The organism is Kitasatospora sp. NPDC004289 (assembly GCF_053602875.1).
On record NZ_JBSGEL010000048.1, the window covers coordinates 11,942 to 33,164 of the forward strand.

The following is a 21,223-nucleotide window of genomic DNA, read 5'->3' on the forward strand; positions in this document are numbered from 1 at the left end:
AGGGGAGCGTGGCGCGTTTGTGTCCGTCTCGTGAAAGCCGCTGTGCGTAGGGAAGTTCGTCCCGGTAGGGGAGTGGCGCGACGGCTCCTGACTCACTAGGGTCAGGCGTCAAACCTATTTTCTGGACTATCGCTCGAACGGGTGGGCGTCCAGGAGTGCTGAAGGAGTTCGTCACCTTGGCTTCCCACCGCCGTCCCAAGCAGCCGAGCCGCGCACGGGTCATCGTGCTCACCGCCGCCGCTGCGACCGCGGTCGCCGTCTCCGCCCAGTCCGGTGCCTACGCGGCCCCCGCGAAGCCGACCAAGGACGAGGTCAAGGCCCAGGTCGACAAGCTCTACGAAGAGGGCGAGCAGGCCGCCGAGCGCTACAACGGCGCCAAGGAGCGGGCCGACCAGCTGCGCAAGCAGGCCGACCAGCTGCAGGACCAGGTGGCCCGCGGCCAGGAGCAGATGACGCAGCTCCAGACCGGCCTGGCCGCCGTGGCGGCGGACGAGTACCGCAACGGCGGGGTCGACCCGTCGGTGGCGCTGATGCTCGCCTCCGACCCGGACGGCTACCTGAGCAAGGCCTCCAGCGCCGACCAGGTCAACCAGACCCAGGCGCAGACCCTGCGCTCGCTCCAGGACCAGCAGCGCCGGCTGGACCAGCAGAAGGCCGAGGCCGCCTCGGTGCTGGCCGAGCTGGACCGCAACACCAAGGCCCTGAACGACTCCAAGAACGAGGTCCAGCGCAAGCTGCAGGAGGCCAAGAACCTCCTCAACCAGCTGAGCGCCGCCGACCGCGCCGCCATCACCAGCGGCGACCGCTCCTCCCGCAGCGCCACCCGGATCGACCCGAGCACCCTGCCGCCGGCCGCCGGCTACGCGGGCGTCGCGATGAACGCCGCGCTCAGCAAGCAGGGCCGCGCGTACGTCTGGGGCGCCACCGGCCCGAACAACTTCGACTGCTCCGGCCTGATGGTCTGGGCCTACGCGCAGGCCGGCGTCTCGCTGCCGCGCACCTCGCAGTCGCAGGCCAGCGTCGGCACCAACGTGGGCAACGACGTGGCCAACGCCCAGCCGGGCGACCTGATCATCTATCACAGCGACGCGCACCACGTCGGCATGTACATCGGCAACGGCATGATGGTGCACGCGCCGCGCACCGGTGACGTGGTCAAGGTGGCCCCCGCCAACGTGATGCCGATCAAGACCATCCGCCGCGTCTGACGGCCGGTCAGCCGAGCACGGCATAACGGACAACTGGTGTGAGCCGGGGCAACTGACGCCCCGTGACACGCCCGGGCCCGCCGGAATCCCGCTGTGATGTGGGACACCTCCGGCGGGCCCTCCGTCGTCTCCGGAGGGCGAAATCTCAGCTCACCGTGCATTCGTGATCACGGTCGGTCGCAATCACAAATGCACTTGGACTTTCTTCCGTCTTTTTTCTTACAAGGATTTGAACCGATCACGGTTGGGTTACTAGGGTCATTGTCGAACCACCGCACTGTCGATCGTCCAGCCTGGGCGGCGGCGGTGGTTACCGCCGAGTTCGAGACGCAGCGGGGCAGGGAGAGTTGACTGCCCGACAGGGGACCCCCGAGGGGGTGGCTGCCGATCGGAGCCGGGGAACCACGTTCCTCGGGGTGAATCGGCGTCAGGCCGGCCGGGCCGTCGCGAGACGGTGCGGGGGTGAGACGTCGTAGGGCTACCTTCCAGCCCGAACCCGTCAGCTCACCCGGTAGGCGGACGTAGGAAGAAGGAGTCCGCCTTCGTGGCGTCCCATCGTCGTCCCAAGCCTGCCAGTCGTACCCGCGTCTCGATCATGACGGCCGCCGCGGCCGCCGCCGTGGTCCTCTCCAGCCAGACCGGAGCGCACGCCGACCCGCAGCCCTCCAAGGACGAGGTCAAGAGCCAGATCGACCAGCTCAACGAGCAGGCCGAGGTCACGACCGAGCAGTTCAACGCGAACACCGAGAAGCAGCAGGCCCTGCAGACCCAGGTCGGCCACCTCCAGGACGAGGTGGCGCGCGGTCAGGAGCAGGTGAACGCCCTCCAGGCCAGCCTCGGTGAGATCGCCGCCGAGCAGTACCGCAGCGGTGGGATATCCCCGACCGTCCAGCTGATGCTCTCCAGCAGCCCGGACGCCTTCCTCGGCCAGGCCGGTGCGATCAACCAGGTCGGCGTCTCGCAGGCCGACGCGCTGAAGCAGCTGAAGACCGAGCAGGACAAGCTCGACCAGCAGAAGGCCGAGACCCAGGGCAAGCTGGCCGACCTGGAGAAGACCAGCCAGCAGCTGAAGGCCCAGAAGGAGGACGTCCAGGGCAAGTTGGCGAAGGCCCAGGCCCTGTACGACTCGCTGGACGCGGCCGAGAAGCAGAAGATCCGCGAGGCCGAGCAGAAGGCCGCCGCCGAGGCGAGCGCCAAGGCCGCCGCGGCGAAGTCCGCGGCCAAGCCGCAGTCCTCCGGCGGTGACGAGCGCGCCTCCCGTTCGGAGAGCCGCACCGACCTGAGCTCCCTCCCGGCCGGCTCCTTCGCCGCGACCGTGGTCGCCGCCGCCGAGGCGCAGATCGGCAAGCCCTACGGCTGGGGCGACACCGGCCCGGACTCCTTCGACTGCTCCGGCCTGATGGTCTGGTCGTTCAAGAAGGCCGGGATCTCGCTGCCGCGCACCTCGCAGTCGCAGGCCGGCGCCGGCACCAACATCGGCACCAACATCGCCGACGCCAAGCCCGGCGACCTGATCATCTACTACGGCGACCGGCACCACGTCGGCCTGTACGTCGGCGGCGGCCAGATCGTGCACGCCCCGCGCACCGGCACCCTGGTCCGGCACGAGTCCGCCACGGTGATGCCGATCAACGCGATCGTCCGGGTCTGACCCACCCGAACGTCCTACAGCCCGCAGGCCCGGCCCCGTGCCGGGCCTGCGGCGTTTCCCGACGGTGGATCAGCTGTCCGATTAGTGGTCAAATATTCGGCCCTGTAGGGGTTTGGACTAGATCGCCGCGACTCGCTAACGTCTGCCCCCGGACCTCCGTCAGGACGCCCGCCCACCTGGTCGGCGGCGGTGGCCCGGCCGCACAGGAGCCGCCGCCGTGTCTCGTTCCCCCCTGCCGGCCGCCCGCCGGCTGACCCGCGCGCTGGTGCTCACCGCCGCCGCCACCACGGTGCTCGGCGTGGCGGCGGCCGGGGGCGCGGCCGCCGCGCCCGGCGCCCCGGCCGAGCCGACCTCGCGCAAGGACGTCAAGGCCCAGGTCGACCAGATCTACGAGGAGGCCGAGCAGGCCTCCGAGCGCGCCAACGCCGCCCAGGAGCAGCAGCGCGTCCTGCAGGCCGAGACCGGCACCCTCCAGGACCAGGTGGCCGCCGCCCAGGAGGAGCTCAACCGGCTGCGCTCCGACCTCGGTTCGGTGGCCGCCGCCCAGTACCGGGCCGGCGGCATCGACCCGGCCGTGCAGCTGATGCTGGACTCCGACCCGGCCGGCTACCTCTACCGGGCCCGCACCCTGGACCAGGTCAGCGAACGGCAGAACGACACCCTGCGCCAGGTGATCGACCGTCAGCGCCGGCTGGACCAGCGCCGCGCCGAGACCTCGGCCAAGCTGGCCGAGCTGGAGTCGGTGCGGCGCACCCTGGCGGAGAGCAAGCAGGAGATCCGCCAGCGCCTGGCCAAGGCGCAGCGGCTGCTGAACGGTCTGGGCGCCACCGAGCGGGCCCGGCTCCAGGCGGACGACGCCCGGGACGCCGAGCGCCGCGCGGCCCGCGGCGGGGAGCGGGTGGACCTCGGCAACCTCCCGGCCGCCTCCGGCCGGGCCGCCGCCGCGCTGGCCGCCGCCGCCAGCAAGATCGGCTCGCCCTACGTGTACGGTTCCACCGGCCCCCGCACCTTCGACTGCTCGGGTCTGATGTACTGGAGCTGGCGGCAGGCCGGAGTGACCCTGCCGCGGACCTCGCAGCAGCAAGCCAACGCGGGCCAGCGGATCAGTCTGGCCGACGCCCGCCCGGGAGACCTGGTGATCTTCTACAGGGACATGCACCACGTCGGCATGTACGCCGGCGGCGGTGTCGTGGTGCACGCGCCCTACCCCGGCGCCCGGGTGCGCTACGAGAGCGTCAACGCGATGCCCGTCACCGGAGTCGTCCGGGTATGACAGCAGCCGGTGGCCGGAGTGCGTCCGGCTCCGCCCCGCCGCTCTCCCGCCGGGCCGCGCTGCTGCTCGCGGCCGCCGGGCTGGTGCAGCTCTCCCCGCCCCGCGGCCGGTCGGCCGCCCCGGTGTTCTCCGGGCCGACGGCGGCGGCCACCGTGCCCGCCGTCCGGCCCGAGCTGGAGGCACTGCTGGCCGACCGCGCCCGCGCACTGCTGCGGCACGACGCGGCCGCTCTGCCCGCGGGGGAGGCCGGGCAGGCCGCGCTGCGCCGGCTGGCCGATCTTCCGCTGGCCGAACTCTCGTACCGCATCACCGAGTTCACGGAGCCGGCGGGCACCGGCGTGACGCTCAGGGCCGAGCTCGGCTGGCGGGTCGCGGAGTACGACGAGTACCCGGCGGTGCTGCGGCGCCGGCTCTCCTTCGAACGGGGCACCGGAGGCTGGCGGCTGACGCAGGAGCAGCCCGAGGGCCCCGCCGCCCCCTGGGACCTCGGCCCGGTCTCGGTGGCGCCGGGCAGGCACTGCCTGGTGTTCGGCCAGGCCGCCCCGGCCGAGCTGGCCCGGACCGCGGCCGCCGCCGACCAGGCGGTGCCGCTGGTCGGTGAGGTCTGGGGCGCGGGCTGGCCCGGGAAGCTGCTGATCGGCCACCCGGCCACCGCCGAGCAGTTCGACCGGCTGCTCGGCACCCCCGCCGGGCAGTACGCCGGGATAGCCGCCGTCACCACCGCCGCCGCCGGGGCCCCGGTGCGCACCCCGGCCGACCGGATCCTGATCAACCCGCAGGCCTACGCGGGCCTGAGCGACCTGGGCCGCCGGGTGGTCACCGCGCACGAGATCACCCACGTGGCCACCCGCGCCGACACCAAGCCGTGGACCCCGCTCTGGCTCTCCGAGGGCGTGGCCGACCACACCGGCTACCGGGGCACCGACCGCACCCCGCAGCAGATCGCCCCCGAACTGGCGAAGGCCGCCGCGGCCCGGGGCTTCTCCCCGAAGCTGCCCGCCGACGCCGACTTCACGGCCGGGGCCACCGGGATCGCGCTGGCCTACGAACTGGCCTGGTCCGCCTGCGACCTGATGGTCCGCCGCTTCGGCGAGCGCCGGCTGGTCGCCCTCTACCGCGCGAACGCCGCGGCGGGCCCGGCCACCACCCGCGAGGAGTGGCTGGACGGCCTGCTGCGCACCACCCTCGGCCTCGGCCTGGACGAGTTCACCCGCCTGTGGGCCGACGACCTGCACCAGCGCTTCGCGCACTGACACGCCCCGGGCCGAAGGGCGCCCCGGGCCGAAGGGCGCCCCGAGCCGCGCCCGGAGGTGAGCGGGCGAATAGCGGTCAGCGCGGGACGGCGGGCTTGTCGACGTCGTCCAGCAGGTCCTGCTCGTAGGCGATGCCGGGCCGCACCGGGTAGCCGGTGGGGGCGGCCGGCTCCAGGGCGCGCGGCGGCAGCACCAGGGTCCTGGTCTGCCCCGGGACCTTGGTGGAGAGCCAGAGGCGACGACAGGAGAGCACCGCGGCGGCCAGCAGCGTCAGGTTCCGCGCCGTCAGGACGGCCACGCCCCAGGGCTCGCTGGCGACGACCTGGCCGAACAGGATCGGGAACTCCAGCATGGTCAGCAGCGTGGTCACCAGGACCAGCACCGCCACCGGCCGCTGGCTGGTGCCGCGCACGGTCAGGCAGACGGCCGCGACGCCGACGATCCAGACCATGTACTGCGGGCTGATCACCCGGCTGGTCACGGTGAAGACCAGCAGCGCCGCGAGCGCCGCGTCGTAGGTGGTGGCCGAGGTCCAGCGGCGGGCCCGCAGCCGCCAGAACAGCAGCCAGCCGAAGCCGCCGACCGAGGCGGCCAGCGCCAGCTTGGTGATCACCGGCACCCACGGCCCGAGCATCTCCACCGAGCCGTAGTTCATCTTCACCTCGCCCTGCCAGCCGCCGAAGATCCGGGCGTAGTGCAGCGGCAGCGCGCCGAGCGACTCCACCTCGATGCCCCGGTCGCGCTGGAACTTGAGGAACTCGAAGGCACCGTTCATCCCCGCCGTGAGCAGGAAGCCGAGCGCGCTGAACGAGGCGATCGCCGCCGTCCAGGAGCGCCGGGTGCGGCGGCCCTTCGGGGTGCCGAGCAGGGCCAGCACCGGCCAGACCTTCACCAGCCCGCCGAGGCCGAGCAGCGCCCCGCCCAGGCCCGGGCGGCGCAGCAGCACCAGCAGCCCGGCCACCGCCAGCGCGGTCACCAGGATGTCGTAGCGGCAGTAGACCGTCGGCCCCAGCAGCGGAACCCCGGCCACCCAGACCCAGGCGCCGGAGAAGCTCCGGCCGCGCCTGGTCCCGGCCCGCGTCAGCAGCACCATGGTGACGGCGTCGAAGACCGCGCAGAGCACCCAGAAGGACACCAGGTAGGACCAGGGCAGCAGCCCCGGCAGCAGGATCACCAGGGCGGCGCCGGGCGGGTACTGCCAGGTGACGTCGTCCAGCGGGAAGGTGCCGGTCTGCAGCACCTGGTACCAGCCGTGGTAGATCACCGACACGTCGGCGGTGACGTCGGTGGCGGCGATCCGGAGCACTCCGGTCACGACCAGGACGAGCAGCGTCCGGGTGGCCAGCCAGCCGCCGGCCAGCGCCCACAGCGCACCTCCGGCCGGCCTCGGCGAACCGCTCGCGGGTACGGGGGCGCGCTCGACCGCGCTCAGACCGGTGCTCCCGGCCGGGACCAACTCCACCGCACTCCCTCGTCCACGCGTGCGCGCACCGCGCCCGTCCACCCCGGCCCCCGTCCGCCCTCCCGGCCTGCGGCCTTCTCACCGGGCGCAGACTCCGTCAGGTCCGATCGGCCAACGGATGCGCGGCCGGTCGCGTTCCCGGCGCACCGGGGTGTTGACCTATCGTACGGACCACCGACCGGTACACCGAGCACCCCCCGACCGAGCGAGCCGTGACATGCAGAAGACCCTGATCGTCACCAACGACTTCCCGCCCCGCCCGGGCGGGATCCAGGCGTTCGTGCACAACATGGCCGTCCGGCAGCCCCCGGGCAGCGTGGTGGTCTACGCGTCGACCTGGCGGGACGGCACCGAGGTGGCCCGGTTCGACGCCGAGCAGCCGTTCCCGGTGGTCCGGGACCGGACGAGGATGATGGTGCCGACGCCCCGGGTCACCCGGCGGGCCGCCGAGATCCTGCGGGCCGAGGGCTGCGACTCGGTCTGGTTCGGCGCGGCCGCCCCGCTCGGCCTGATGGCCCCCCGGCTGCGTCGGGCCGGGGCCGGACGGCTGCTCGGCATGACGCACGGTCACGAGGCCGCCTGGGCCCAGCTGCCCGCCTCCCGGCAGCTGCTGCGCCGGATCGGCGAGGGCACCGACGTGCTCACCTACCTCGGCGAGTACACCCGCTCCCGGATCGCCTCGGCGGTCGGCCCGGCCGCCGCCGCCCGGATGGTGCAGCTGCCGCCCGGCGTGGACGAGGGGACCTTCCGGCCGGACTCCGGCGGCGACGCCGTCCGGGCCGCGCTCGGCCTGACGGACCGTCCGGTGGTGGTCTGCGTCTCCCGGCTGGTGCCGCGCAAGGGGCAGGACACGCTGATCGCCGCACTGCCGCAGATCCTGCGCGACGTGCCGGACGCGGTGCTGCTGATCGTCGGCGACGGCCCGTACCGGGGCGAGCTGGAGAAGCTCGCCGAGCGCACCGGGGTCGCGGCCTCCGTCCGCTTCACCGGCGCCGTGCCGTGGTCCGAACTGCCCGCGCACTACGGGGCCGGGGACGTCTTCGCGATGCCCTGCCGCACCCGGCGCGGCGGGCTGGACGTGGAGGGCCTGGGCATCGTCTACCTGGAGGCCAGCGCCACCGGCCTGCCGGTGGTCGCGGGGGACTCGGGCGGGGCCCCGGACGCGGTGCTGGAGGGCGAGACCGGCTACGTGGTGCCCGGCGGCTCCCCGGCGGCGGCCGCCGAACGGATCGTCAGGCTGCTGAAGGACCCCCAGCTGCGCGCCACCATGGGCGAGGCCGGCCGCCGCTGGGTCGAGCGCTCCTGGCGCTGGGACCTGCTGGCCGGCCGGCTCACCTCGCTGCTGGCGCAGCAGTAGGCGGAAGCGAAAGTGGCTACGCCGTCGGGGGCGCGGGGAACTGCGCGAATCGGAAGGCGGCCCGGTGTGGGATCGGGGCACGTCAGCCAGTTGCAGGTGGTGCCGTTCCCCTGCGCGCAGTTCCTCGCGCCCCTGACGGGGGTCAGCGCCGGTAGAGGCCCTCGACCTCGTCGGCGAAGTCCTTCATCACCACGTTCCGCTTGAGCTTCAGCGAGGGCGTCAGGTGGCCGGTCTCCTCGGAGAAGACGGTGTCGAGGATGCGGAACTTCTTGACCGCCTCGGCCTGGGAGACGGCCTGGTTGCCGTCGTCCACGGCGGACTGGATGGTGGCCAGCAGGTCGGCGTCGTCCCGCAGTTCGGCCACGGTGGCGCCGGCCGGCTTGCCGTTGGCCTCCTTCCAGCGCGGGAAGAAGTCCTCGTCGATGGTGACCAGGCAGGCGATGAACGGCTTGCGGTCGCCGACCACCATGACCTCGCCGACCAGGGCGTGCGCCCGGATCCGGTCCTCGATCACGGCCGGGGCGACGTTCTTGCCGCCCGCGGTGACCAGGATTTCCTTCTTCCGGCCGGTGATGGTCAGGTAGCCGTCGGCGTCCAGGGTGCCGATGTCGCCGGTGGCGAACCAGCCGTCGCGCAGCGCCTCGGCGGTGGCCTCGGGGTTGTTCCAGTAGCCGGTGAAGACCTGAGGGCCCTTCAGCAGCACCTCGCCGTCCTCGGCGATCCGGGCCGAGGAGCCGGGCAGGGGCTGGCCGACGGTGCCGATCTTCGGCCTGTCGTGCGGGTTGAAGGAGGTGGCGGCGCAGGTCTCGGTGAGGCCGTAGCCCTCCAGGACGGTGAAGCCGACGCCGCGGTAGAAGTGGCCCAGGCGCTCGCCCAGCGGGGCGCCGCCGGAGATGGCGTGGGTGGCCCGGCCGCCGAGCGCGGCCCGGAGCTTGCGGTAGACCAGCCGGTCGAAGACCGCGTGCTTGACCTTGAGGCCCAGCGAGGCGCCGCCGTGGTCCAGGGCGCGGCTGTAGGCGATCGCGGTGTCGGCGGCCTTGTCGAAGATCTTGCCCTTGCCGTCGGCCTGCGCCTTGGCCCGGGCGGTGTTGTAGACCTTCTCGAACACCCGGGGCACGCCGAGGATCAACGTCGGCCGGAAGGAGGCCAGTTCGGCGGTGACGTCCTTGATGTCGGAGACGTGGCCGAGCTTGATCGGGGCGATCGCGGCGGCGATCTCGGCGATCCGGCCGAGCACGTGGGCCAGCGGCAGGAAGAGCAGCACCGAGGCCTCGCCGGTGCGGAACAGCGGCTCCATCCGGGCCGTCACGTTGCCGAGCTCGGCCAGGAAGTTGCCGTGGGTGAGCTGACAGCCCTTCGGGCGGCCGGTGGTGCCCGAGGTGTAGACGATGGTGGCGATGGTGTCGGCGGTGGCGGTCGAGCGGCGCTCGGTCACGGTGGTGTCGGCGACCCCCTTGCCCGCCTCGGCCAGCGCGGCCAGCGCGCCGTCCTCGATCTGCCAGGTGTGCTTCAGCTCCGGCAGCCGCTCGCGCAGCCCCTCCACCAGCGCCGCGTGCACGGCGGTCTCGGTCACCACGGCGACCGCGCCGGAGTCACCCAGGATCCAGGCCACCTGCTCGGCGGAGGAGGTCTCGTACACCGGCACGGTGATGGCGCCCGCGCACCAGATCGCGAAGTCCAGCACGGTCCACTCGTAGCGGGTCCGCGACATCACGCCGACCCGGTCGCCCGGCGCGACGCCGGCGGCGATCAGGCCCTTGGCGGCGGAGTGCACCTCGGCCAGGAACTGAGTGGCGGTCAGGTCGGTCCACTGCCCGTCCAGCTTGCGGCTGACGACCGCGACGCCCGGGTGCCGCTCCGCGTTCTGGTGGACCAGGTCGGAGAGGTTGCCACCGCTGGGTACCTGGTAGCGGGCCGGATTGCTGAACTCGAGCAAGACTGCTCCTCGTCTGCGACGCTGCGGGACGGCAGGACGTTACTGCCCGGTAGGACGAATGGCCAGACTTGTTCGCCGAGGTGTTCGAAGCGTCACATCGTCCGGGTACTCCGTTTCTGCCCGACTCGCACCTTACGGCAGCGTAGGAATACCCGCCGGTAGCCCCCGGTCCCTTGACCTGCGGCGACGCCCCGGCGGCCGGTGGGCTCCCGGTGGCGCGATAGCCTTCCCTGGGCGCACACCTGAATGAGGACAGCGGAGGCCGTGCCATGGCGGAACACACCAGGTCGAGCATCACCATCGACGCGAGCCCGGCCGAGGTCATGGCCGTGATCGCCGACTTCGCCGCGTACCCCGCCTGGACCGGTGAGGTCAAGGAGGTGGAGGTGCTCTCCACCGTCGAGGACGGCCGCGCCGCCGAGGTCCGCCTGGTGCTGGACGCCGGCGCGATCCGCGACGAGCACGTGCTCGCCTACACCTGGGACGGCGACCGCGAGGTCAGCTGGACGCTGGTCAAGAGCCAGATGCTCCGCTCCCTGGACGGCTCCTACACCCTGGCCCCGGCCGGGAAGGGCACCGCCGTCACCTACCAGCTCGCGGTGGACGTCAAGATCCCGATGCTCGGCATGATCAAGCGCAAGGCCGAGAAAGTCATCATCGACCGCGCCCTCGCCGGCCTCAAGAAGCGCGTCGAAGGCTGACGCCGCCTGCCGCCCGCAGGGCGGCCAGGGGCGCGGGGAACTGCGCGAGTACGGAAGGCGGCCCAGCGTTAGATCGGGGCAGGTGAGCCAGTTGCAGCGCGTGCCGTTCCCCTGCGCGCAGTTCCTCGCGCCCCCGGGGTGACCACTTTCGCCGGCGCCCCGGTGTAGCCACCTTCGCCCGACCCCGGTGCAAGAGAGGACCCCGATGCGGACGATCCTGGTCAGTGGTGACGGCGCCGAGCTGGTGGCCGCCGCGACCGCGCTGCACCACGCCGGCCGCGGGCGGCGGACCCACCTGCTGGCGGCGGACGACCCGCACCGGGCGATGGACGCCCTGCTCGGGGTGCGCCTCACCGCCGAACCCGCCCGCTACGCCGACGCCCTGACGGTCGCCCGGACCGATCCGCAGGCCGCCTTCCGGGACGCGGTGCACGGGATCCAGGACGCGCTCGGCCCGGCCCTGGACCTGCTCGGCGCGACCCCGCTCGACCGGGAGGAGCTCACCGCCCTCCCCGGCACCGCCCAGCTCGCCCTGCTCGGGGCGCTGCGCCGCGCCGAGGCCGCCGTCCTGGTGGTGGCCGCGCCCCGCCCCGCCGAACTGATCGCCGCCCTCGCCCTGCCGGAGCAGCTGGACCGCCACCTGGCCCGGCTGCTGCCGGAGCAGCGCCAGGCCGCCCGGGCGCTGCGCCCGCTGCTGGCCGCCGTCGCCGGGGTGCCGATGCCCGCCGACTGGCTGTTCGAGGCCCGGGGCCGGGCCGCCGCCGCCCTGGCCGGGGCCCGCGCCGTGATCGAGGCCCCGACCACCACCGTCCGCCTGGTGGTGGACGCGGCCTCGCCCCGCCCGCAGGAGCTGCGCCGGGCCCGGGCCGGTCTGGCCCTTCACCGGCTGCGGCTGGACGCGGTGGTCGCCCACCGCGCGCTGCCCGCCGCCGCGCTCGGCTCCGCCGATCCCTGGCTGGCCGACCGGGCCGCCCGTGAGCGGGACGAACTGGCCGCGTTGGCGGAGGAGTTGGACGTCCCCCTGCTGATCAGCCGTCAGCCCGAGCCCACCCTGGAGTCGGTGGCCGCCCGGCTCTACGAGGGCGCGGCCCCCGCCGTGGCCGAGCACCCGTGGTGGGTGGAGGACCGGCTGGCCGAGGACGGTCTGCTGGTCTGGCACCTGACGCTTCCCGGCGCCGACCGGACGGAGCTCGACCTGGTCCGCCGGGGCGACGAGCTGGTGCTGGGCCTCGGCGACCACCGCCGGATCCTGGAGCTGCCCTCGGCGCTGCGCCGCTGCACCGTCAGCGGGGCGGCGCTGGCCGACGGGGTGCTCTCCGTCCGCTTCGCCCCGGACCACGATCTCTGGCCGCGCGGGTAGTGTCGGCCGCCAACCACGACTGAGGGAGGGCCCGATGGCCGAGGAGCAGTCAGAGCGCGAAGCCGGCGCCGACCTGGTGGAGGAGGTCCGCAGGATCGCCGCCGCCGTGGGGGAGAAGGCCCAGGAGACGGTGGGCCGCTGGCGCGAGCAGAACCCCGAGGTCTACGGCCACCTGGCCGCCGCCGGGGGTGAACTGCTGGCCGCGTACCGGGCGGCGGTGAGCGGCCACGAGCGCCGCTGGTCGGCACCCGGACGCGCCGAGGCCGAGCACATCGACCTCGACGGAGCGTCGGACAAGTAGTGAACCAACCAATCCGGGCCGGTGAAGCCGCGGCTCCGTAACGTCACCGGATGGGGCAAAACGTACGACTCCTGAATGCTCATCGCCACGTGAGTGGGAATTGTCTTCGAATAATGTATGAATCACTGTGTACGGGAGCCCCCTTCTGCGGGTACCGTTCCGCTCAGCGGGAACGAGTGAATAGCTGAGGGAGACATGGCTCTGACCATCGGCGTCGATGTCGGCGGCACGAAGATCGCGGCCGGCGTGGTCGACGAGAACGGCGAGATCCTCGCCCGGACCAGGGTCCCCACCCCGGCCGACCCCCAGTGGGCGGTGGACGCCATCGCCCAGGCGGTGCGCGAGCTCAAGGAGCAGTACCCGGACGTGGCCGGCGTGGGCGTCGGTGCCCCCGGCTTCGTCGACCGCGAGCGCGCCACGGTGATCTTCGCGCCCAACATCGACTGGGAGAACGAGCCGCTCAAGACCCGGGTCGAGGAGCTCACCGGCCTCGAGACCGTGGTGGAGAACGACGCCAACTGCGCGGCCTGGGCCGAGTTCCGCTTCGGGGCGGCGGCCGAGCACTCCGACATGGTGCTGATCACCGTCGGCACCGGCATCGGCGGCGGCATCGTCCTCGACGGCCGGCTGCACCGCGGTCGCTTCGGCGTGGCCGGCGAGATCGGCCACCTCAACATGGTCCCGGACGGTCTGCTCTGCGGCTGCGGCGGCCACGGCTGCTGGGAGCAGTACGGCTCCGGCCGCGCGCTGCGCCGCTACGGCCGGGAGAAGGCCGCCGCCGACGCGGTGGCCGGCCGCCGGATGCTGGAGCTCAACGACGGCGTCGCCGAGACCATCCGCGGCATCCACATCACCGAGGCCGCGGCCGAGGGCGACCCGCTCGCCCTGGAGTGCTACGCCGAGCTGGCCGACTGGCTGGGCCGCGGCATGGCCGACCTGGCCGCCCTCTTCGACCCGGCCGTCTTCGTGCTCGGCGGCGGCGTCTCCGACTCCGGCGACCTGCTGCTCGACCCGGTCGCCAAGGCCTTCCAGCAGTACCTGACGGGCGGCGTCCACCGCCCCCGCGCCGAGGTGGCGCTCGCCTCCATGGGCTCCGCCGCGGGCATCGTCGGCGCCGCCGACCTGGCCCGCACCTGAGCGTCCCCGACGCACCGTCAAGGCCGGGACCCCGCAAGGGATCCCGGCCTTCGCCGTACCGCCTAGACTCCCTCCCGTAGTCCATCGGGGGAGGGACCGTCATGACCCGCACCACCACCGCCGTCGCGGCCGCCGGCCTGCTGCTGCTCACCGCCTGTACCGCCTGCACCGCCGAACCGCCGCGGAGCACGCCGGCCGGCGGATCGGCCCCGGCCCGGATGCCGGCCGAGGGGCGGGACGTGGCGGCGGAGTTCACCGCGCACGTCGAGCGGTACGGCACGCCGGAGCAGCGCGGTGCCGTGCTCGGGCACATCACCCGGGCCACCCGGGACGTGCCGCAGGACGGGCACACCAACAGCTACCTCGCCACCGACTGGGAGGATTCCCAGCCCTCCCGCACCGAACTGATCATCCGTTCCTACCTGTCCTGGACCGGCGGGAGCGAGCGCGGCGCCATGCTGGTGCTCTACCGGAAGGACGGCGCGGTGATGGCCGCCGCCGACCTCCCGTCCTGGCAGGGCAGGTGAGGGACGGGTGAGCCGCCGGGCGGGCCATAGACTCCTCGGATGGACACCACCCCGCCCGACCGGTTGACCGGCACCCTGCTCGACGGCCGGTACCGGATCGAGCAGCGGATCGCGGTCGGCGGGATGGCCACCGTCTACCGGGCCACCGACACCCGGCTGGACCGGACGGTGGCGGTCAAGGTGATGCACCCCTCGCTGGCCGCCGACGCCGAGTTCACCGGCCGGTTCATCCGCGAGGCCAAGGCCGTCGCCCGGCTCGCCCACCCCAACGTGGTGAACGTCTTCGACCAGGGGGCCGACGGCGCCGCGGTCTTCCTGGCCATGGAGTACGTCCCCGGCCGCACCCTGCGGGACCTGCTCCGCGACCGCGGCGCGCTCAGCGTGCGGGCCGCCCTCGACGTGCTGGAGCCGGTGCTCGCCGCCCTCGGCGCCGCCCACCGGGCCGGGCTGGTGCACCGGGACGTCAAGCCGGAGAACGTGCTGATCACCGACGGCGGCCTGGTCAAGGTCGCCGACTTCGGCCTGGTCCGGCTGCTCACCGGCTCCGACGGGGTCACCGAGACCACCAGCGCGAGCACCGTGCTGGGCACCGTCTCCTACCTGGCGCCCGAGCAGGTGCGGCCCGGGCTCCCCACCGACCAGCGGGTGGACGTCTACGCGGCCGGCATCCTGCTCTACGAGATGCTCACCGGCAGCAAGCCGCACACCGGCGAGAACCCGATGCAGGTGATCTACCGTCACCTGCACGAGGACGTGCCGCCGCCCTCGCGCACCGCCCCGGCCGCCGGCCCCGGCCTGGACGCGATAGTGGCCGCCGCCACCGCGCGCGACCCGCAGGGCCGCCCCTGGGACGCGGTCGAACTGCTGGCCACCCTGCAGCGCGCCCGCCGCGCCCTGACGCCCGCTCAGCTGGACGCCGAACCCCCGGCCTCGGCCCGCCGCAGCCCGCTCCACCCCACCACCGAGGCCACCTCGGTGCTCGACCGGGTCGAGCCGACCAGCGTGCTGGAGCTCGATCCGCCGACCATGACGCTCGGCCGGATCCGCCCGTACGACGAGCCCGCCCCCGTCCGCCCGGCCCGCCGCCGGCGGCTGCCGCGCAAGCCGCTGGTCTGGGGTTCGGTGCTGGCGGCCGTGCTGCTGCTGGTCGGCGGCACCACGTACGCGCTCTCCGAGGGGCTGTACGGCACGGTGCCGGGCATCCTGACGCAGAGTCAGGAGCAGGCCGAGCAGGCGCTGGAGGCGGCCGGACTGCAGGGCAGCTACGTGCAGCAGTACAGCGAGAGCGTCCCGGAGGGGAAGGTGCTGGCCACCGATCCCGGCGTGGGTGCCCGGGCGCGCAAGAGCGATCCGGTGAAGGTGACCGTCTCCCGCGGGCCGGAGCGGGTGGCGGTGCCGCCGCTGGTCGGCCAGCCGCAGGAGCAGGCGGCCCGTCAGCTGGCCGACGCCCGGCTGTCCGCGGGCACCGTCACCGAGCAGTACAGCGACACGGTGCCCCAGGGCGCGGTGGTCTCGGCCGATCCGGCCCCCGGCACCCGGCTGGCGGTCGGCGCGCCGGTCGCCCTGACGGTCAGCAAGGGGATGCACCTGGTCCCGGACGTGACCGGGATGGGCCAGGCCGACGCCGAGCGCACCCTCAAGGCCGCCGGGTACCGGGTGGAGGTGAAGGGCTACAACGTCTTCGGGACGGCGAAGGCGAGCGGTCAGTCGCCCGCGGCGGGCCAGCCGCTGAAGCAGGACGGCCTGGTGACGGTGACCTTCCCGCTGGGCTGACGCCGGCTCAGCGCAGCGGCCCGTCCCCGGGCTCCTCCTGGTAGGAGTAACGCTTCTCCGCCCAGGGGTCGGCCAGGTTGTGGTACCCGCGCTCCTCCCAGAAGCCGCGCCGGTCGGCCCGCATGTACTCGACCGCGCGGACCCACTTGGGGCCCTTCCAGGCGTACCGCCCGGGCACCACCAGCCGCACCGGGAAGCCGTGCTCCACGGTGAGCGGCTCGCCGTCGTGGTGGGTGGCGAAGACGGTGGAGGGGTCCGCGAAGTCGGCCAGGCTCAGGTTGGCGCTGTAGCCGTACTCGGCCCAGACCATCACGTGGGTGACGTGGTCGGCCGGAGGCACCAGGTCGAGCACGGTCGAGGCGGACACGCCGCACCACTCGTTGTCGAGCATCGAGAAGCGGGTGACGCAGTGGAAGTCTCCGCGCACCGTCACCCGGGGGAGGGACTGGAACTCCTCGAAGCCCCAACTGTGCTTCTCCGCCGAGGCGGTGGCCCCGAAGACCTGGAAGTCCCAGGTCATCGGCTTGAAGCGGGGGACCGGGCCGTAGTGCAGGACGGGCCAGCCGCGCTGGAGCCGTTGGCCCGGGGGGAGTCTCGGATCAGCCGGCGGATCTGCTTCGCGTTCTGACTGACCCATGGCTCCATGGTGACAGACCGCCGGACGGCCGCCGCGCCCGCCCCTCCGGACGGCTCTCGAAAACCATCAAATCGGATAGTTCGACACATCTGCCACTAAGCGTGAACTTACTGGAAATGCACGGCAAAAGGGTGTCACGATGCGGTCAGTCGTACAGCTGAACAGAGCAACAGGAGGGCACCGCCATGAAGGGCGACGCCGAGGTCATCGAGTTCCTCAACGAGCAGCTCACCGCTGAGCTGACCGCGATCAACCAGTACTTCCTGCACGCGAAGATGCAGGAGAACTTCGGCTGGACCAAGCTCGCGAAGTACACCCGGCACGAGTCCATCGACGAGATGAAGCACGCCGAGGTGCTGACCGACCGGATCCTCTTCCTGGACGGGCTGCCCAACTACCAGCGGCTCTTCCACGTCCGGATCGGCCAGACCATCAAGGAGATGTTCGAGGCCGACCGCCAGGTCGAGGTGGAGGCGATCGACCGCCTCAAGCGCGGCATCGTGGTCATGCGGGCGAAGAACGACGTGACCTCGGCCAACATCTTCGAGGCCATCCTCGCGGACGAGGAGCACCACATCGACTACCTGGACACCCAGCTGGAGCTCCTGGAGCGGCTCGGCGAGCCGCTCTACCTGGCCCAGCTGATCGAGCAGCCGGAGTCCTGAGGGGTCAGGCCGCGTGCGCCGCGGTCTCCGGCTCGGCCAGGCCGAGCTTGGCCGCCAGGCGCGCGGTGGGGCAGGGGCGGGCGCCGTGCTCGCCGAGCAGGGCCTGTATCCGTCGCACGCAGGACCCGCAGTCGGTGCCGGCCTTGCAGCCCTGGGCTATCTGGCGGGGCGTCTGGGCGCCCTCGTCGATCTGCTGCTTGACCTGCGCCTCGGTGACCGCATGACACATGCACACGTACATCGCGGTGACTCCAGGGACTAGGGCGGCCGATCAATGAGCTAAGGCTTACCTTACCCATAATTCCGGGCACGAAAAAGACCCCTCCGCTTCCGTAACCCGGAAAGCGGAGGGGTCTTCGTCACATCGGCCGGACCGAGGGCCTACTGGTTGCGGTACATCTCCGCGACCAGGAAGGCCAGGTCGAGCGACTGGCTGCGGTTCAGGCGCGGGTCGCAGGCCGTCTCGTAGCGCTGGTGCAGGTCGTCGACCAGCACCTCGTCGCCACCGCCGACGCACTCGGTGACGTCGTCACCGGTGAGCTCGACGTGGATGCCGCCCGGGTGGGTGCCCAGGGCGCGGTGCACCTCGAAGAAGCCCTTGACCTCGTCGAGCACGTCGTCGAAGCGGCGGGTCTTGTGGCCGCTGGAGGCCTCGAAGGTGTTGCCGTGCATCGGGTCGCAGATCCACACCGGCTGGGCGCCGGAGGCGGTGACCTTCTCGACCAGGGTGGGCAGGTGCTCGCGGACCTTGCCCGCGCCCATCCGGGTGATGAAGGTCAGGCGGCCGGGCTCGCGCTCCGGGTCGAGCCGCTCGATCAGGGTGAGCGCCTCGTCGACCGTGGTGGTCGGGCCGAGCTTCACGCCGATCGGGTTGCGGACCTTGGCGGCGAACTCGATGTGCGCGTGGTCCAGCTGACGGGTGCGCTCGCCGATCCAGACCATGTGGCCGGAGACGTCGTACAGGTCGCCGGTGCGCGAGTCGGTCCGGGTCATGGCCGTCTCGTAGTCGAGGATCAGCGCCTCGTGCGAGGAGTAGAACTCGACCGTCTTGAACTCCTCGGGGGCGACCCCGCAGGCGTTCATGAAGGCCAGCGCGTTGTCGATCTCGCGGGCCAGCTGCTCGTACCGCTGGCCGGCGGGCGAGTTGCGCACGAAGTCCTGGTTCCAGGCGTGCACCTGGCGCAGGTCGGCGTAGCCACCGGTGGTGAAGGCGCGGACCAGGTTCAGCGTCGCAGCGGAGGCGTTGTACATCCGCTTGAGCCGCTCCGGGTCCGGGATCCGGGACTCCGGGGTGAACTCGAAGCCGTTCACCGAGTCGCCGCGGTAGACCGGGAGGGTCACACCGTCGCGGGTCTCGGTCGACTTGGAGCGCGGCTTGGAGTACTGGCCGGCGATCCGGCCCACCTTCACGACCGGCACCGAGGCCGCGTACGTGAGCACGGCGGCCATCTGGAGCAGGGTCTTGAGCTTGTTGCGGATGTGGTCCGCCGAGACGCCGTCGAAGGCCTCGGCGCAGTCGCCGCCCTGGAGCAGGAACGCCTCACCACGTGCGACGGCAGCGAGCCGGGAACGCAGCTGGTCGCACTCGCCGGCGAAGACGAGGGGCGGATAGGACGCGAGGTCCGCAAGCACCTTGCGCAGAGCCTCTTGGTCCGGCCATTCAGGCTGCTGCGCCGCGGGCAGGGACTGCCAGGAGTGATGATTCGTCACGGTCACGAGGTCAAGGCTACGGGGTGTGACGTCCGAATCGTGACCACCGCCCGATGGGTGAGACACCGCGCGGACAAACGGGTGACCCGCTTCACTCCGCCGGGCGGGCCCGCTAGGCTCTGCCCCATGAACGCGCCGCACACCTTCTCCTGGTGGTGGGCCAACCCCATGGGTGGCCCACGGATCGCGCGTTCCTAGACGCTTGAGACGGCCGCCCCACGGGGCGGCCGTCGGCGTATCGGAGAGCAGGACGGCCTCCCGGAAGCGGAAAACCCAGACCCGCGAACGCTCCGGAAGGACCGATCCACCGTGACCAGCCTCACCTCGCTGACCGACCTGCTCGCCCGCCTCGCCGCGCCCGGCGCCCCGGCCCACGCCCTGCTGCACCGCCGCACCCCGCGGCACGCCGTGGACACCGTCGAGGTCCTGGTCGGCACGGTCGGCGCGTACGACACGCTGGCCGAGCTGCCCGTCCCGGACGGCGCGCCGCAGGGCGGGGCCCGGCACGACCTGCTCGCCCTGGTGCCGTACCGGCAGATCCGCGAGCGGGGCTTCGACGCCCACGACGACGGCACCCCGCTGCAGGCGCTGCGGATCGAGGAGCAGTACGCCTTCCCGCTGGCCGAGGTGCTGGCCGCGCTGCCGGAGCCGGTGATCGCGCTGGAGGGCGGCGGGTTCGACATCCCGGACGAGGAGTACGCCGGGATCGTCCGGCGGGTGATCGCGGACGAGATCGGCCGCGGCGAGGGCGCCAACTTCGTGATCCGGCGTGACTTCACGGCCCGCCTCGGCGAGTTCGGCCCGGCCACCCCGCTGGGGCTGTTCGGCCGGCTGCTGGAGCAGGAGCGCGGGGCGTACTGGACCTTCCTGGTGTACACCGGCGAGAGGTACCTGGTCGGGGCCTCGCCCGAGGTCCACGTCCGTCAGAGCGGCGGCACGGTGGTGATGAACCCGATCTCGGGCACCTACCGCTATCCGGCCGGAGGCCCTGACATCGACTCGCTGCTGGACTTCCTGCACGACCCCAAGGAGCTGGAGGAGCTCACCATGGTGGTCGACGAGGAGCTCAAGATGATGTGCACCGTCGGCGATCTCGGCGGCCAGGTGCTCGGCCCCCGGCTCAAGGAGATGGCCCACCTCGCGCACACCGAGTACGAGCTGCGCGGGCGCACCTCGCTGGACGTCCGGGAGGTGCTGAAGGTGACCATGTTCGCCGCCACCGTGACGGGCAGCCCGGTGCAGAACGCCACCCGGGTGATCAAGCGCTACGAGCGCACCGGGCGCGGCTACTACTCCGGCGCGCTGGCCCTGATCGGCCGCTCGGCCGGCGGCGGCCAGCAGCTGGACTCGCCGATCTGCATCCGCACCGTCGACATCGCCCCCGACGGCGCCCTGGTGGTGCGCGCCGGGGCGACCCTGGTGCGCCACTCCGACCCGGACTCCGAGGTGGCCGAGACGCACGCCAAGGCGGCCGGGGTGCTCACCGCGATCGGGGCCCGGCCGGCGCCGGCCGGGCGGACCGCCCGCCGGGGTGGGCCGGTGCTGGCGGACGACCACCGGGTGCAGACCTCGCTGGACTCCCGGCGGGCCAAGCTGGCGCCGTTCTGGCTGCGGATGCAGCAGCCGGCGGTCGTCACGGCCGAGCACGAGACCCTGGTGGTCGACGGCGAGGACACCTTCACCTCGATGCTGGCCCACCTGCTCCGCTCGCTCGGCCACCGGGTGCGGGTGCTGCGCTACGACACCCCCGGCCTGCGCGAACTGCTGACGGCCCATCAGGGCCCGCTGGTGCTCGGCCCCGGTCCGGGCGACCCGGCCGACCCCGCCGACGCCAAGATGGCGGTGCTGCGGCCGATCGTCGCGGACGCGCTGGCCGCCGCGCGCTCCGGTGCCCGGACGGCCCCGCTGCTCGCCGTCTGCCTCAGTCACCAGCTGGTCAGCGCGGAGTTCGGCCTGCCGCTGGCCCGCAAGGACGTTCCGTACCAGGGCGCCCAGGAGGGCGTGGACCTGTTCGGCACCCGGCACACCGTCGGCTTCTACAACACCTTCACCGCCCGCTGCACCGACGCCGACGCGGCCCGGCTGGCCGCCGAGGGCGTCGAGGTGGCCCGGGCGGACGGCTCCGAGGACGTCGTGGCGCTGCGCGGGCCGGGCTTCGCCACGCTCCAGTTCCACCCGGAGTCGGTGCTCACCCGGGACGGCGTCTCGCTGGTCGCCGAGCTGCTGCGGGCGGCGGTCGCGGTCTGAGGGGCCGGCCGAGGGGCCGGCCGGG

The 21,223-nt window shown here is 72.9% G+C and carries 18 protein-coding genes and 1 riboswitch; of the genes, 13 read left to right on the plus strand and 5 right to left on the minus strand.

Features of this window, described 5'->3' with window-relative positions:
- Nucleotides 1-176: 176 nt before the first annotated feature.
- The 4 genes from ACWEPF_RS27570 to ACWEPF_RS27585 all read left to right on the plus strand — a co-directional run bounded on the left by ACWEPF_RS27570 (nt 177) and on the right by ACWEPF_RS27585 (nt 5,385).
- On the plus strand, nt 177-1,208 hold the full coding sequence (locus ACWEPF_RS27570) for an NlpC/P60 family protein (RefSeq protein WP_452174656.1): 1,032 nt from the start codon (nt 177-179) through the stop codon (nt 1,206-1,208).
- A gap of 372 nt (nt 1,209-1,580) precedes the next feature.
- Nucleotides 1,581-1,742: riboswitch (cyclic di-AMP (ydaO/yuaA leader) on the plus strand.
- Nucleotides 1,743-1,803: 61 nt separating this feature from the next.
- On the plus strand, nt 1,804-2,859 hold the full coding sequence (locus tag ACWEPF_RS27575; RefSeq protein WP_449796791.1) for an NlpC/P60 family protein: 1,056 nt from the start codon (nt 1,804-1,806) through the stop codon (nt 2,857-2,859).
- 217 nt (nt 2,860-3,076) lie between these two features.
- Nucleotides 3,077-4,132 carry a C40 family peptidase gene (locus tag ACWEPF_RS27580; protein ID WP_345279817.1) on the plus strand — a complete coding sequence of 352 codons (1,056 nt, stop codon included), beginning with the start codon at nt 3,077-3,079 and terminating at the stop codon, nt 4,130-4,132.
- Complete coding sequence (locus tag ACWEPF_RS27585) at nt 4,129-5,385, plus strand: hypothetical protein (RefSeq protein ID WP_452174657.1); 1,257 nt, start codon at nt 4,129-4,131, stop codon at nt 5,383-5,385. The genes ACWEPF_RS27580 and ACWEPF_RS27585 overlap by 4 nt, the downstream gene beginning before the upstream one ends.
- A 76-nt stretch (nt 5,386-5,461) precedes the next feature.
- Here the strand turns inward: ACWEPF_RS27585 and ACWEPF_RS27590 are convergent, their stop codons facing one another.
- A complete protein-coding gene (locus ACWEPF_RS27590) occupies nt 5,462-6,847 on the minus strand; it encodes a glycosyltransferase 87 family protein (protein WP_452174658.1) in 1,386 nt (461 codons plus the stop codon).
- A 217-nt stretch (nt 6,848-7,064) separates the two neighbouring features.
- Between ACWEPF_RS27590 and ACWEPF_RS27595 the strand changes: the two genes are divergently transcribed.
- Entirely contained in the window at nt 7,065-8,204 is a 1,140-nt protein-coding gene (locus tag ACWEPF_RS27595; RefSeq protein WP_452174659.1) for a glycosyltransferase family 4 protein, read from the plus strand.
- A 142-nt stretch (nt 8,205-8,346) separates the two neighbouring features.
- Here ACWEPF_RS27595 and ACWEPF_RS27600 read toward each other — a convergent pair whose 3' ends face one another.
- Complete coding sequence (locus ACWEPF_RS27600; RefSeq protein WP_452174660.1) at nt 8,347-10,140, minus strand: AMP-dependent synthetase/ligase; 1,794 nt, start codon at nt 10,138-10,140, stop codon at nt 8,347-8,349.
- 269 nt (nt 10,141-10,409) lie between these two features.
- On the opposite strand from ACWEPF_RS27600, the gene ACWEPF_RS27605 reads away from it, so the two are divergent.
- From ACWEPF_RS27605 to pknB, 6 genes are all read left to right on the plus strand, one after another.
- The gene (locus ACWEPF_RS27605) at nt 10,410-10,841 is read left to right on the plus strand and encodes an SRPBCC family protein (RefSeq protein WP_345279809.1); all 432 of its coding nucleotides are present in this window, start codon (nt 10,410-10,412) and stop codon (nt 10,839-10,841) included.
- A 205-nt stretch (nt 10,842-11,046) separates the two neighbouring features.
- Complete coding sequence (locus tag ACWEPF_RS27610) at nt 11,047-12,201, plus strand: ArsA family ATPase (protein WP_452174661.1); 1,155 nt, start codon at nt 11,047-11,049, stop codon at nt 12,199-12,201.
- A gap of 34 nt (nt 12,202-12,235) precedes the next feature.
- Nucleotides 12,236-12,502, plus strand: a complete 267-nt coding sequence (locus ACWEPF_RS27615; RefSeq protein WP_452174662.1) for a DUF5304 family protein — start codon at nt 12,236-12,238, stop codon at nt 12,500-12,502.
- Between the two features lie 195 nt (nt 12,503-12,697).
- The gene (locus ACWEPF_RS27620; protein ID WP_345279805.1) at nt 12,698-13,639 is read left to right on the plus strand and encodes an ROK family glucokinase; all 942 of its coding nucleotides are present in this window, start codon (nt 12,698-12,700) and stop codon (nt 13,637-13,639) included.
- A gap of 101 nt (nt 13,640-13,740) precedes the next feature.
- Nucleotides 13,741-14,166 (plus strand): hypothetical protein, encoded by a 426-nt coding sequence (locus ACWEPF_RS27625; protein WP_452174663.1) that lies wholly within the window; start codon nt 13,741-13,743, stop codon nt 14,164-14,166.
- A 39-nt stretch (nt 14,167-14,205) separates the two neighbouring features.
- On the plus strand, nt 14,206-15,939 hold the full coding sequence (gene pknB, locus ACWEPF_RS27630; protein WP_345279801.1) for a Stk1 family PASTA domain-containing Ser/Thr kinase: 1,734 nt from the start codon (nt 14,206-14,208) through the stop codon (nt 15,937-15,939).
- A gap of 7 nt (nt 15,940-15,946) precedes the next feature.
- On the opposite strand, the gene ACWEPF_RS27635 is transcribed toward pknB, so the two are convergent.
- Nucleotides 15,947-16,576, minus strand: a complete 630-nt coding sequence (locus ACWEPF_RS27635) for a sulfite oxidase-like oxidoreductase (protein ID WP_345279799.1) — start codon at nt 16,574-16,576, stop codon at nt 15,947-15,949.
- Nucleotides 16,577-16,761: 185 nt separating this feature from the next.
- Here ACWEPF_RS27635 and bfr point away from each other — a divergent pair, with 185 nt between their 5' ends.
- Nucleotides 16,762-17,241, plus strand: coding sequence for a bacterioferritin (gene bfr, locus ACWEPF_RS27640; RefSeq protein ID WP_449796785.1), 480 nt, complete (start codon nt 16,762-16,764; stop codon nt 17,239-17,241).
- Nucleotides 17,242-17,245: 4 nt separating this feature from the next.
- Here bfr and ACWEPF_RS27645 read toward each other — a convergent pair whose 3' ends face one another.
- Both ACWEPF_RS27645 and ACWEPF_RS27650 read right to left on the minus strand, forming a co-directional pair.
- The gene (locus ACWEPF_RS27645; protein ID WP_345279796.1) at nt 17,246-17,482 is read right to left on the minus strand and encodes a (2Fe-2S)-binding protein; all 237 of its coding nucleotides are present in this window, start codon (nt 17,480-17,482) and stop codon (nt 17,246-17,248) included.
- A 140-nt stretch (nt 17,483-17,622) separates the two neighbouring features.
- Nucleotides 17,623-18,957: a class II 3-deoxy-7-phosphoheptulonate synthase gene (locus ACWEPF_RS27650; RefSeq protein WP_380150210.1), complete on the minus strand. Its 1,335-nt coding sequence runs from the start codon at nt 18,955-18,957 to the stop codon at nt 17,623-17,625.
- 303 nt (nt 18,958-19,260) lie between these two features.
- Here ACWEPF_RS27650 and ACWEPF_RS27655 point away from each other — a divergent pair, with 303 nt between their 5' ends.
- Complete coding sequence (locus tag ACWEPF_RS27655) at nt 19,261-21,198, plus strand: anthranilate synthase family protein (RefSeq protein ID WP_452174664.1); 1,938 nt, start codon at nt 19,261-19,263, stop codon at nt 21,196-21,198.
- Nucleotides 21,199-21,223: the final 25 nt, after the last annotated feature.